General features: G+C 67.6%; 10 protein-coding genes and 1 pseudogene. 8 read left to right on the forward strand and 3 right to left on the reverse strand.

The annotated features are described in order from the left end of the window. Positions 1-15 precede the first annotated feature (15 nt). The 4 genes and pseudogenes from argH to ACQCSX_RS20755 all read left to right on the forward strand — a co-directional run. Positions 16-1,479: an argininosuccinate lyase gene (gene argH / locus ACQCSX_RS20740; RefSeq protein WP_427019119.1), complete on the forward strand. Its 1,464-nt coding sequence runs from the start codon at positions 16-18 to the stop codon at positions 1,477-1,479. Positions 1,480-1,652: 173 nt separating this feature from the next. Then, positions 1,653-2,021, forward strand: coding sequence for a hypothetical protein (locus ACQCSX_RS20745; protein WP_427017084.1), 369 nt, complete (start codon positions 1,653-1,655; stop codon positions 2,019-2,021). A 76-nt stretch (positions 2,022-2,097) separates the two neighbouring features. Then, complete coding sequence (locus ACQCSX_RS20750) at positions 2,098-2,844, forward strand: maleylpyruvate isomerase family mycothiol-dependent enzyme (RefSeq protein ID WP_427017085.1); 747 nt, start codon at positions 2,098-2,100, stop codon at positions 2,842-2,844. A gap of 57 nt (positions 2,845-2,901) precedes the next feature. Next, positions 2,902-3,063, forward strand: a pseudogene (locus ACQCSX_RS20755) (F420-dependent methylene-tetrahydromethanopterin reductase); the annotation flags it as partial. On the opposite strand, the gene ACQCSX_RS20760 reads toward ACQCSX_RS20755, so the two are convergent. Genes ACQCSX_RS20760 through ACQCSX_RS20770 form a run of 3 tightly spaced genes read right to left on the reverse strand, consistent with a single transcriptional unit; the run spans position 3,053 to position 5,958 of the window. Continuing rightward, a complete protein-coding gene (locus ACQCSX_RS20760) occupies positions 3,053-4,324 on the reverse strand; it encodes a hypothetical protein (RefSeq protein WP_427017086.1) in 1,272 nt (423 codons plus the stop codon). The pseudogene ACQCSX_RS20755 and the gene ACQCSX_RS20760 overlap by 11 nt on opposite strands. Then, positions 4,314-5,078 (reverse strand): TIGR03943 family putative permease subunit, encoded by a 765-nt coding sequence (locus tag ACQCSX_RS20765; RefSeq protein ID WP_427017087.1) that lies wholly within the window; start codon positions 5,076-5,078, stop codon positions 4,314-4,316. The genes ACQCSX_RS20760 and ACQCSX_RS20765 overlap by 11 nt, the downstream gene beginning before the upstream one ends. After that, positions 5,068-5,958 (reverse strand): permease, encoded by an 891-nt coding sequence (locus ACQCSX_RS20770; RefSeq protein ID WP_427017088.1) that lies wholly within the window; start codon positions 5,956-5,958, stop codon positions 5,068-5,070. The genes ACQCSX_RS20765 and ACQCSX_RS20770 overlap by 11 nt, the downstream gene beginning before the upstream one ends. 654 nt (positions 5,959-6,612) lie before the next feature. Here ACQCSX_RS20770 and ACQCSX_RS20775 point away from each other — a divergent pair. The 4 genes from ACQCSX_RS20775 (at position 6,613) to ACQCSX_RS20790 (ending at position 12,115) form a co-directional block, all read left to right on the forward strand. Next, positions 6,613-9,135 (forward strand): right-handed parallel beta-helix repeat-containing protein, encoded by a 2,523-nt coding sequence (locus ACQCSX_RS20775; protein ID WP_427017089.1) that lies wholly within the window; start codon positions 6,613-6,615, stop codon positions 9,133-9,135. Between the two features lie 391 nt (positions 9,136-9,526). Continuing rightward, on the forward strand, positions 9,527-10,462 hold the full coding sequence (locus tag ACQCSX_RS20780; protein WP_427017090.1) for a peptidoglycan-binding protein: 936 nt from the start codon (positions 9,527-9,529) through the stop codon (positions 10,460-10,462). 4 nt (positions 10,463-10,466) lie between these two features. Continuing rightward, positions 10,467-11,258 (forward strand): peptidoglycan-binding protein, encoded by a 792-nt coding sequence (locus tag ACQCSX_RS20785; protein WP_427017091.1) that lies wholly within the window; start codon positions 10,467-10,469, stop codon positions 11,256-11,258. A 20-nt stretch (positions 11,259-11,278) separates the two neighbouring features. Then, complete coding sequence (locus tag ACQCSX_RS20790; protein WP_427017092.1) at positions 11,279-12,115, forward strand: hypothetical protein; 837 nt, start codon at positions 11,279-11,281, stop codon at positions 12,113-12,115. Positions 12,116-12,151: the final 36 nt, after the last annotated feature.

Here is a 12,151-nt window from a genome sequence, read left to right on the forward strand (position 1 = left end):
GTGGCTGACACCCACATGGGCCCACGGACGCCGGGGTCCCCAGCCGAGCGGAGCGAGGTTGGGGAGCGTTCGGGGACCAACGAGGGCGCCCTCTGGGGCGGCCGGTTTGCCGGCGGCCCCGCCGACGCACTGGCCGCGCTGAGCAAGTCCACGCACTTTGACTGGCGGCTGGCGCTGTACGACGTCGCCGGCTCCCAGGCCCACGCCCGGGTGCTGCACAAGGCGGGCCTGCTCGACGACGGCGAGCTCGCCGGCATGCTGGCGGCCCTGGAGTCGCTGGCGGCGGACGTGAAGTCCGGCGCCTACGTGGCCGCCGAGTCCGATGAGGACGTGCATGGTTCGCTGGAGCGCGGCCTGATCGAGCGAGCCGGCACCGCCCTGGGCGGCAAGCTGCGCGCCGGCCGGTCCCGCAACGACCAGATCGCCACGCTGGGCCGGATGTACCTGCGCGACCACGCGCGGATCATCGCCCGCGGTGTGCTGTCCGTCGTCGACGCCCTGGTGGCGCAGGCGCAGACGCACCACGGCGTGGCCATGCCCGGCCGCACGCACCTCCAGCACGCCCAGCCGGTGCTGCTCAGCCACCACCTGCTGGCCCACGCCTGGGCCCTGCTGCGCGATGTGCAGCGGTTGGTGGACTGGGACAAGCGCGCCGCGGTGTCGCCGTACGGCTCCGGTGCCCTGGCCGGCTCCTCGCTGGGGCTGGACCCCAACGCGGTGGCCGCGGATCTGGGCTTCGATTCCGCCGTGTGGAACTCGATCGACGGCACCGCCTCGCGCGATGTCTTCGCCGAGTTCGCCTGGATCGCGGCCATGATTGGCGTGGACCTGTCCCGGATCAGCGAGGAGGTCATCCTCTGGGCCACCAAGGAGTTCTCCTTCGTGACTCTGGATGATGCCTACTCCACCGGCTCCTCGATCATGCCGCAGAAGAAGAACCCGGATGTGGCCGAGCTGGCCCGCGGCAAGGCGGGGCGCCTGATTGGCGACCTCACCGGGCTGCTGGCCACGCTCAAGGGTCTGCCGCTGGCGTACAACCGGGACCTGCAGGAGGACAAGGAGCCCGTCTTTGACGCCGCCGACACCCTCGAGCTGCTGCTCCCGGCCGTCTCGGGCATGATGGCCACGCTGGTCTTCAACACCGCGCGGATGGAGGCGCTGGCGCCGCAGGGCTTTGCCCTGGCCACCGACATCGCCGAATGGCTGGTCCGCCAGGGCGTGCCGTTCCGCGAGGCGCACGAGCTCTCCGGCTCGGCCGTCAAGCTGGCCGAGGGCCGCGGCGTGGAGCTGTGGGACCTGACGGATGCCGAATACGCCTCCATCTCGGACCACCTCACGCCCGAGGTCCGCACGGTGCTCTCCACCGAGGGCTCGCTGAACAGCCGCAGCGCGCAGGGCGGCACCGCGCCGTCGGCCGTGCTGGCCCAGCTGGCGGCCCTGCAGGCCGAGCTGGACGGGGTGCGCGGCTTCGCCGGCTGACGCACGCCTTTCCCTCAACGGGACCCCACCGATGCCCTTGCGCACCGGTGGGTCCCGTTGCCGTTCCGGCGGTGCAGGTGCCGGCCCCTGTCCAACGGCGGCGGCGCGGCGTAGGCTCTGCCATGCGGCCCCGATGGCGGGATGCCGCTGTCCATGCGGATGAGGGGACGCCGATGGGTGCAGAACTGGCTGTCACAGCCGCCAACAAAGGCACAGTGGGCCTGAACGGCTTCAACGACACGCTTCTGGTCAAGATCAAGCTTCCAGCCCCGGGCACCTGTGTGGTCCTGGGCCGGGCCATGGTGCGCAACCACGATTCCGACCCGCAGTTCATGTCCGGCAAGATCCTCCACCAGGCCAACGTCGAGATTGACAGGCTGGAAGTGTATTCCGACGGCGGCGACCGCATCTGCATGGCCCTGCAGGGCACTGTCAACGCCGAAGAGAACGAGCTGGTGACGCTCGAATGCAACACCTACAAGGGCGACGCCTCCTTCGGATCGCTGATCGCCTTCCTGGTGGACAAGCTCATCGTCCAATAGCGCCGAGGCTGCCTTGGCAGGCACGGCGGCACTGCCGTGCCTTCAACAAGCGCTGCTGCTCCGTTAGGGTGGAGCCATGACTGAGCCCTCCACCCTAGTGATTTCCACCGCCGACCTGCTGGACCGGCTGGCCGCTGCCGCCGACACGCTGAGCACGAAGGCCGCCGGCCTGTCCGACGCCGATGTCCGCGCCGCCACCGAGCTGCCGGGCTGGACCCGCGGGCACGTGCTGGCCCACCTGTGCGGCGTGGCCAACGGTTTCGCCCGCCAAGTGGAGTACGCCAAGCGCGGGGAGCGGATCCAGATGTACGACGGCGGCCAGGCGGGCCGCAACCAGGCCATCGAGATGGCCGCCGGTCACACCGCGGCCGAGCACAGCGCCGATCTGGAAGCCGCCCTGGGGCGCGTCTTGTCCCTCTATGGCTCGTTGGATGCCGCCGGCTGGCAGCTGCCCATCTCCTACCGGGACGGTGTGGCCTACGACGGCGCACTGGCCCTGTGGCGCGAACTGGTCATCCACCTCGCGGACCTGGGCGTGGGCCGCGGCCCCGAGACCTGGTCGCAGGAATTCTGCCGCTACCTTTTGTCGTTCCTTGCAGACCGCGTCCCGGCCAACACCCGGCTCAAGCTGCTCCCGCTGGGCCTGGCCCCGCTGAGCCTGGGCAACGGGGAGCACTCCGTGTCCATCTCGGGCATGATCACCGACATCGCCGCCTGGCTGGCCGGCCGCACGCCCACGATGGGCACCCTGCGCGCCGAGGCCGCCGCCGACGCCGTCGACCTTCCCACCCTCCTGCCCTGGCCCTCGCCCGCACCCCATTAGTCCGCGCGACGCCGGTTGGGCTCGTCGAGACCCGGTGTGCCGGCCGTGTCCCCGGCCGCAGTGGACGGCTTCAAGATCTCGCCCTGGCTGGTTCCGGGCGGACGGGACGACATCGTGAAGCATCTGGTGCCCGGGCTGCAGGAGCGCGGGATCCGCCCCACCGAATACGCCGGGACCACGCCGCGCGAACACCTGTCGCTGCCCGCACCTACCCGCACCAGCTGGGGAGGAACCCGGGAAGGGTGCGCACTAGGGCTCCGGTCTTCGCATCAACGATGTCGGTCTCCATGGAGGTTGGTGCGGCGCGTTTCGGATACTGGTCGCCAACGTATTGTGGGGCACTTGTTTCGATGGCGAGGTCATCACCCGTGGGCGAGAGGCAGACGTTGAGTATGCGCGACCACCCGGGGTCGGGCCGGTAGAGCGGGCGCGGGCCGTTCCCGTCGACCAGGTTGACCACGGAGCTTTCCTTCCCCGCGTCGAAGGTGCTCGCCACCTGGGCGTACCGGCCGCCCCCATCCAGTAGGAGGGGCTGGCCTACGGCAGCCGTTGTTGTTCCGTCTTGGGTGGTCTCCGGTCCGGCGCCGGGGGCGAGACTGAGTGGTGTGGCCGCCCCGGTGGCGAGGTGGATGGTCGAGTACCGGACCGGGTCTACGCCTAGGTGCAGTCCACGGTCGGAAACGACGAGGTCCCCGGTGCCGGGGACGAAGCCGAGGAAACCCCCGTGCGAGCCCAACGGGGTGACCTTGCCCGGGCTCGTTGGGTCAAGGAGGAACATGGACTGGTCATCCGTCCGCGCCACCAGCGAGGTGGAACCGGGAGCAAAGCTCCAGTCCGCCGCGGCGACCGGACCGTTGATCCCCTGCACCTCCCGCGGAGTGGCGGCGGGGTCCCCGGCGTCGTACACGAAGAGTGCGTTCCAGTACTGGTCCGTGGCCAGTGAACTGGTGAAGGTGTAGCCGATCAGGTTCCCGGATGCGGCCGCGTGCAGGTTCTCCACACTCCCAGTCTGGGGCAGCGGGACCAGCCGCGGGGCGCCGCCGTCGAGGGGGACGATCTCCAGGGAACTGGTGTTGTCGTCATTGAGCGTGGCCACGGCCAGGGCGGTGGGCAGGGCGGCAAATTCCTGGATACGCGGGGCGCTGACAAGTACCGTGCCATCCGCGCCGCCGGAGAGGTTTGCTCCCAGAATCGTGTCGGGCTCCTTCCGGCCTGCTCCGTCGAGGCCGGTCTTCCGTTCCAGGGTGTAGATGGCAAAGCGCGTTCCGGGGGCATGCTCCAGCGTCGAGACGGAGGTGGGGTGCGGCAGCTGCACCAGGTTCCCCACGGTGAGGGCGCCGGCCAGGAGGGTTAACACGGCGATGGTGCCATAAAGCGAACGTGCGAAGCTGCGCCCGGCCCGGCGCGCCGCAGCCGCTTGCTTGGCGGATGCCTTGGCCGGGGGCTTGGCGGCCGGTTTGGTGGAGGTCTTAGTAGACATAGGGCTGGGCCGGTTGTGCGGTGGGCGTGATCACATCGGGGATCAGCACGATCGGCTCGCGGCTGGTGGCATCGGGGTTCGGGTGGAAGGCGCTGGTGGCGGTCACCCAGCTGTCCGTCTTGTACTCGTTCTGCCAGCCCGGATGGTAGACGGGCACGCCGATGGGTTGGGCGTCAACGGCGCAGCAGGTCACCACGAAGCGCGCCACGAAGAACACATTGGCCGGATCGTTCTTGTCCGGGGTGACGAATCCGGTGACGGTGGCGGTTTTGCCGGCAAAGAAATCCTGGCCCGCGCCCGTCCGGAGCAGCGAGGCCCAGTCCCTGACGGTGAACGCCGAATAGTCCCCACCGGCCAGCTTGCCCGCCTCGCTCTGCGTCAGCGCCGAGGCGGAGCCGTTGAGGCCGCGCTGGCTGACGGTTGCCGTGGTGAGGGTCGACGGCGGCAGGACCAGCAGGCCCACCACCGCCGCGGCGATGGTCAGGATGCTTCCGGCGGGCCAGAGCCAGCGCCACCGGCCCGTTCCTGCCTCGGCGTGGTCGTGCCCGTGCCCGTCCGGAGCGGCAGGGCCCAGCGCAAAGGCGGCGAGGACCAAGACCACGGCAATCACTGCCATGACCACGGTGAAGACGAAGTACCGGGGATGGATGTAGAGCGCGAGCTGGCCCGTCAGGCCCAGCCACAGCGTGGCCACGATGCCGACCAGGCTCAGGGCCGCCCCCTGCCAGCGGCGCACGAGCACTCTAATGGACATAGTTGACCGCCAATCCGAGCACGGCGGCGCACAATGCCACCAGCACGCTCACTTGGAGCAGGGTTTTGGCGGTGAAGGTGGTGCGCAGCAGGGCGAGCATTTTCACATCGATCATGGGACCGAACACCAGGAACGCCACGATCCCCCCTGGCATGAACGTTGCACCGAAGGACAGGATGAAGAAGGCGTCAACGTTGGAACATATCGCCACAACGAAGGCCAGCAGCATCAGGGCCAGTACGGACCAGACCGGGTCACCGCCCAGGGCGACCAGTACGTCCCTGGATACAGCCACCTGGATGATCCCGGCCAGGGCGGCGCCAATGAACAGCGCCGGCATCATCGCCGAGGTCTCCTGAGCGAACATCCGCGCACTGCGCGCCGCCTTGCCCGGCTGCCCGCCGGAGCGGTCGGCCACGGCGCAGGCCGCCTGGAACCGGGTGGTCAGCAGGTCTTCGGGGCGCGGATGCCGGCTGTAGATCCAGCCCACCAGGTTGGCGATGGCAAACCCGGCCAGGATGCGGGCGGCGAGGATGTTGTTGTCCCAGCCAAAGGCCTGCTGGGTGGTGATGATGGTGATGGGGTTCAGGATCGGCGCGGCGAACAGGAACGTCATCGACTCCGCCACCGTCAAACCTTTGACCATCAATCCACGGGCCAGCGGGACATTGCCGCATTCACACACCGGCAGCAGCATGCCCAGCAGCGAGAGGACCATCCGGCGCAGTGTGGGGTTCCGCGGCAGCCGGCGCAGCAGCAGCCCCTCCGGGAGCCAGATCTGCACGGCGATCGAGAGCACGATGCCCAAGAAGACAAAGGGCAGGGACTCGATGACCACGCTGATGGACAGCGTGGCAAAGTCGCGTACGGCATCGGCCATCCCAGCACCGGCCGCACCCGGAATGGAGAGCAAGCGAACCACGAAAAGCAGGGCAACGAGGGCAAGGCCGATGAGCAATCCGGCGGCAGGCCTTCTCCGCGGGATGCGGGGCGGGCCTGCGATCTGCTCACCGGGCGCCAGGTGTCCGCGTTTGTCTGTCGCTGGCAATGGCACGGGCACTCCTTCCGGGACCAAGCCGGGCACCCCGGCCCGAAGGGCTGACACGGGTGACTGTACAGGCTGGGCCAGGGGGCGGCCAGCCCCTGGGCCGGCCGGTGTCCGGCAGTCCGCGGGACGGGAGGCGGTCGGCGGCATGCCTGTCCGGTGGGGGTGCCCCAAACCGATGTCGGGCAAGGAAAGCCTAGGGTTCTTCAGTGGCACCCCACGGACACTGTGAGACGGAAGGCCCCGGCCCTCACCCCATATCCCAAAACGCCACCGTGGAACGGCCAGTTGGAGCTGTGATCCAACAGCCATTGACATTGTTCGAACCCTCCTGCGCAACCCCCGTACATCCGCGGATGCCAGTGCAGCCGAGAAAATGACAGTCGAGGTGCTTGGCATTTTGTTCGCTTCTGTGCGCATTCCTTGACGCTGGAAAGGGCTTTCCGCCAGTGTGGTGTGAATCACCCCGCCTTTCACGAAGGAAAGATCATGTCCTTCACAGTCTTGAGAAGCACCTTCCACCGCGGTTCCGTTATCTTGAGTGCCATCTTCCTCGGCGCGCCCCTGGCGCTGCTCGGCGCGCCCCTGGCGCTGCTCGGCGCGCCCCTGGCGATGGCTGGCCAGGACGGGGCCGGGGGCACAACTGCAGGCGCGAAGTACTACGTCAGCTGCGGTGAAGTGGACGGCAACGGCAGCGCCGATACGCCGTTCGGATCCCTTGACCAGGCCAACGGCGCTCAATTGGCGCCAGGCGACCAGCTGCTTTTCCGCCGAGGCTCAACCTGTACCGGCACCTTGAAGCCCCACGGATCCGGAAGCCAGGGCGCGCCTGTTGTCATCGGAGCGTATGGCAAAGGGCGGCTCCCTGTGCTGGATGGTGCAGGCTCCCACGACACCGTGCTGCTGGAAAACATCGAGCACGTGACCGTTCAGGACCTCGAAATCATCAACGCGGCGAACCCGGGCACGGAACGCAATGGCGTGCGCTTGGTCCTTAATGACTTCGGTCAGGGCAATGGATATCTGCTGCAGAACCTTTCCATCCATGACGTGCGCGGCGGGGATAGCAAAGGACTCACGGGATCCTCGGGAATCCAAGTCACCGTCACGGGCGGCACGAAAGCGTCGTGGTACAATGATCTGCGCATCAGCAACAACCAGATCTACGACGTCGACAGGGAGGGTATCTACTTCAAATCCACCTGGAACAAGCGCCCCGAGGTTGGCGGCCAGGACTACACGGGTCTGGGGCCATGGACCCCCAGCACCGGCGTCGTCGTCAGCGGAAATAGGCTCAGCAGCATCGCGGGCGACGGCATCAAGTTGGACACCACCACCGGGGCTGTGGTCCGGGACAACACACTGGCCGGGTTCCAGCTCCGTTCGGCGGCCGCCAACGCCGGAATCTGGACCTTCAATGCCGACGACACCATCGTCTCCGGCAACGATGTCTCCGGCGGTGGAAATTCCCGCGACGGCATGTCCTTTGACGCCGACGGCGGAGCCCAGCGGACTGTCTTCGAGTACAACTACAGCCACGACAACGCCGGCGGGCTGCTGCTGCTCTGCCCCTACTCTGGCGCCTTCACGCACGGAACAGTCATGCGCTACAACATCAGCCACAACGACGCCGCGCGCCTCTTCCAGCTATGCCCCGGCGACATCCAGCACACGGAGATCTACAACAACACCATCGTAAACGACGCCGCAACACCTTTGAAGTTCCTGCAGGACGACAACAGCACCAGGCGCCAGATCAGCTGGCGGAACAACGTGGTGGTCAACCGGGGAACGGCGATGTCGGTGGACAACCACGGGCCCAGCCTCAGTTTCGACCACAACTCGCTGATCGGCGTCGGCCAATTGCCGGCCAATGCTGACGGAAGCACGAACCCTGGCGGACTGGCCAGCGACCCGGGCTTGCTGGATTCGGACCATGCGCCCAGCGGCATCGGAGATTTGGACGGTTTCCGGCTGCGCACCGGCTCTCCCGCGCTCGGCTCGGGAGCGGTGGTCGCAAACAACGGCGGGCGGGACTTCTTCGGAAACCCGGTGAGCCGCGACGGCGCTCCGAATGTGGGCGCCTACCAGGGTCCCGGCATCAAGGACAACGCCAGGCCGGCCACCGTCGAATTTACCGGACAGACGCTGAATGCCCCGTCGGGGACCGCAGTCCGCGTCAACGCGGAAATGCGCTGGTGGTCAAATTCCAACGCCGCCGGAGTCCGAGCCGAGCTGGCCGCCCCACAGGGCTGGACCGTCACTGCGCTGGAAGACCAGATCCCTGCTAATACCCGACTTGGCGATACGGTTCCGCTGAGCTGGTTGGTCACCCCGGCGGTGGACGCCGCACCTGCCGCCTACCAGCTCACGGCCCGCGTGCTCCGCGGTAGCTCGGCCAAGGATGAGACGACGACGAATCTCACGGTGAGCCCGCTGTTTTCCGATCTGGCCGGCGCCTTCAACAGGGTGGCAATCACCGATGACGCCAAGCCCGGGCCGGGACAACTGGCGGCCAGCAACTCCAGCCTCTCCGCCCAGGCGCTTCAGGCAGCGAAGGGCATCGCCCCCGGGGCGCAGGTCAAGGGCTCGGCTGTAACGTACACCTGGCCCAACTTCGCCCCCGGAACAGCCAATGCTGTACGGACCGAGGGCCAGAACATTGCCGTCCACGCCTCCGGTGCGCACCTGGGATTCGTGCTCTTCGGAATCAATGGCTCGCCTGTCGGCGCCGGGAAGGTGGCATACACGGACGGATCCAGCCAGGACTTCCCGCTGGCGGCAGGGGACTTCTACTACAACAAGGCGGCGGCCGGGAACACTGCCTTTGCCACCATGGGCTACCGCAACATTCCAGCAGGCCAGGACCGTCGAACGGTGACGATCTTCGAGTCAGGTGTCACGCTGGATCCCGCCAAAACAGTTGCGTATGTCACGCTGCCGCAGTTGCCCGCCCAGACCGACGCCAAATCTCCCGGAATGTTCATTCTGGCCATGGCGGTAGGCGGGTAGGAACGCAAGTCCGGAGTGCACCACCAGCCCTGAATCCTGCGGCGGCCGCGTCCCCAGGTTGCGCCGTCGTCTGCCGGAGGTCTCGACGGGCTCGACCACCGAGTCCGCTGGTTGATCTCGTCGAAACCCGGTGCGACGGGGTTTCGTGGCTCGACCATCAGGCCCGAGGCTGTTGACGGCCTGTCGGCAACGGGCGCACACTGGTGCTTGTCATCCCCGCTCCACCCGATCTGACTGCTCCACCAGCTTTTGCTGCAGCCTCTGACGCTGCCCCGGGGACATTTGTTTGCACGCTTCTGGGACGCTGCACCGATGCCAAGCCGTGGCGGTGCAGCCCCAAACTGGCAGCCGGGACGGCTGCCACAGGGCACCTTTCCATACTGGGGGAAGCATGCGCAGCAGCGTCAGAGACTATTGGCTGGAATTCAACAAACCCCTTGAGGGCCGCGTCCATTTCATGTACCTCGATGTCAAGGGGTACGTCAGCACCGGAGTCGGCAATTTGATCGACTCCACCAAACAACCGCTCACCGCACCGACCGCCGCCGAGCGCAGCGCTTCGCTTGCCACGGCCGGGGCCATTGCCTGGGTCCGCAACGGCGACGGCGATGCCGCCGGCCAAGATGAAATCGCCGCCGAGTGGGACACCGTGAAGTCGCGGATGGATCTGGCACATCTGGGTGGAGGACATTTTGCGCCGCCGGTGACAAGCCTGTCCATCACCGATGCCGAGATTGACAGGATCGTCTTTCAACGGCTGGACCAGATGGAGTCCTATTTGAAGGGCAGGGCCCCGTTCGGGGACTTTGACAGCTGGCCCGCCGATGCCCAGTTGGGGCTGTTGAGCATGTCCTGGGGGATGGGGCCGGCATTCAACTTCCCCAAGTTCCAGGGCTTCGCCGCGCAGCGCGATTGGCCATCGGCGTCGTCCGAGTGCCGGTTCAGCCCCGAAATGGGCACCATCGTCACGCGCAACAACCTGGACCAGCAGTGTTTCCTCAACGCCGCCAGGGTTGAGGCCCAGGGGTTGGACCCCGAGGTGCTGCTGATCGCCGGCGGTGCGCCCACGCCCGTAGGCCCGGTGGACCCACCGTCCGGAACGGTCCTGAACCTGGCCCAGCTGGCCGGCATCCAGGCCGGGCTGACGGCGCTTGGCTACGATCCCGGCCCCGTGGACGGGTTGAGCGGCCCCAGGACCACCGCGGCCATCCGGCAATTCCAGGCGGACCAGGGATTGGCCGCCGATGGCATTGCCGGCCCCTTGACCCGGGCGGCGCTGGCTGCCGCGTTGGGCCAGATTGGCATCGATACTACCGCTGGAGGATGATGACGTGCCTGCGTTTGATCTGGACATGAGCAACCCCTTTGAATCCGGGTACACCCAAACCTACGGCGGCCCCAACCAGGGCGGCCATGTCCCGCCCGAGTGGTACATCCAGTACGGCATGGACCTGGGCGCCGTCGGCGGGACGGAGATCCATGCCGCCTTCGACGGCCATGTCACCAAGCTGGACACCACCAACGTTGGCCTGTCCACGGGCAAGGTCTATGGAGCCCAGCTGTTCATGCGGTCCAACAACGATGGCATGGGCGCCTTCTACACGCACTTCTACGACGTTCCGGCCGGGCTGGCCGCAGGGTCGCAGATCACCCGCGGCCAGGTGCTGGGCCGGGTCGTCGATGCACCGGGATCCCCGCACCTTCACCTGGCACTGGTGGAGATCACCAACGGCGTGTACCGGGGCGTGGACCTGTTCAACCTGTTCCTCTCGACGGCCAACACCACCGACGTCTTCACCGTGACGTTCCACCAGGACGGTGCCACACCGCCGTCGTCCTCGGGCGGCGGAGGAGGGGGCGGCGGAGGGGGCGGCGGAGGGGGCGGCGGAGGGGGCGGCGGAGGGCTGGGCGGCTTTGGGACGCTGTCCTCCGTCTATGAGATCCAGGGGGCGTTGATCGCACTGGGCTACGACCCCGGGGCGCAGGACGGCATCAGCGGTCCCAAGACCACCGCCGCCATCCGGGCCTTCCAATCGGCGAATGGCCTGGCGGCCGACGGCATTGTTGGTCCAATGACCAGAGCTGCCCTGGCCGCCGCCCTGGCCGCTGCGGGGCTGGTCTAGGCATGGGCGGCTGAGGGCCAATGGCCACGGCGTCGCCGGACACCCTCGGGACGGTGGCCGGGCAGATCCTCCAGGCTGCAGCCGAGGAGGCCTCGGGCGCAGCCAGCCAGCTGGGCGGCATCCTCACCGAGGCCAGGGCGCGCGCCGGCGAGCTGGCCGAGGCGGCGGCGGAACTTCCGGCGGATCTGCTCCAGCGGCTGGAGGACTTTGCCCGGAACCCCGACTGGCAAACGTTGCTGGTCTTTGCCTTCCTGCGCATCCGGGATCTTGATCGGGAACACCTGAGCGTAGGGACCGTGCAGGTGCCCGGCTGGTCTCCGGCCGTGGCTTTGACATACACCACCGGTTCCAACCAGACGCTGGTCCTGGCCGTGGCCGTCGGGGACCCCGGAACCAAACATGGCCTGCATGTGAGGGCCACCGGCCCCCTGGCTGCTTCGTTCGGCTCCGCGGATGCGCTCTCCATCAGCGTCGGTGCCACGGCGGCCTGCGCATGGGACTGGGAATTCGGACAAAGTGCCTCCGCTCCCGCGGAAACCGGCACCCTGGCCGTGAAGGCCTTCTGGACCCTGCCTGTCCCGAGCATCAACAACGACATCGTCGAATTCTCCCTGGGACCACTGGCCTTGGACGCCACGCTGTCCAGGGAACCGGGAGCAGCCCTGTACCGCGTCGATCTGGGGCTGGGGGACCGGAGCAGCCCCGGCCGCCCCGGCATCACGGCCAAGGCCAAGATCGAGGAACTGCTCCAGGGCCTCGGTGGCATCGCCGCGCTGGACCTGCCCTCCCTGGACTACTCACCGGGGCTGTCGCTCCAAGCCGGGGCCGCCCCGCGGTTCAGTCTGGGGACTGCCTGACCCAATCCACCCGCACACCCGCCGCACCACAGGACA

The sequence above is a fragment of the Pseudarthrobacter sp. P1 genome (genome assembly GCF_050156935.1).
Taxonomy (GTDB): Bacteria; Actinomycetota; Actinomycetes; order Actinomycetales; family Micrococcaceae; genus Specibacter.

Coding starts and splice junctions, on each gene's coding strand:
- argH (WP_427019119.1), top strand. CDS start 16: ATGGGCCCACGGACGCCGGGGTCCCCAGCCGAGCGGAGCGAGGTTGGG.
- ACQCSX_RS20745 (WP_427017084.1), top strand. CDS start 1,653: ATGGGTGCAGAACTGGCTGTCACAGCCGCCAACAAAGGCACAGTGGGC.
- ACQCSX_RS20750 (WP_427017085.1), top strand. CDS start 2,098: ATGACTGAGCCCTCCACCCTAGTGATTTCCACCGCCGACCTGCTGGAC.
- ACQCSX_RS20760 (WP_427017086.1), bottom strand. CDS start 4,324: ATGTCTACTAAGACCTCCACCAAACCGGCCGCCAAGCCCCCGGCCAAG.
- ACQCSX_RS20765 (WP_427017087.1), bottom strand. CDS start 5,078: ATGTCCATTAGAGTGCTCGTGCGCCGCTGGCAGGGGGCGGCCCTGAGC.
- ACQCSX_RS20770 (WP_427017088.1), bottom strand. CDS start 5,958: ATGGCCGATGCCGTACGCGACTTTGCCACGCTGTCCATCAGCGTGGTC.
- ACQCSX_RS20775 (WP_427017089.1), top strand. CDS start 6,613: ATGTCCTTCACAGTCTTGAGAAGCACCTTCCACCGCGGTTCCGTTATC.
- ACQCSX_RS20780 (WP_427017090.1), top strand. CDS start 9,527: ATGCGCAGCAGCGTCAGAGACTATTGGCTGGAATTCAACAAACCCCTT.
- ACQCSX_RS20790 (WP_427017092.1), top strand. CDS start 11,279: ATGGCCACGGCGTCGCCGGACACCCTCGGGACGGTGGCCGGGCAGATC.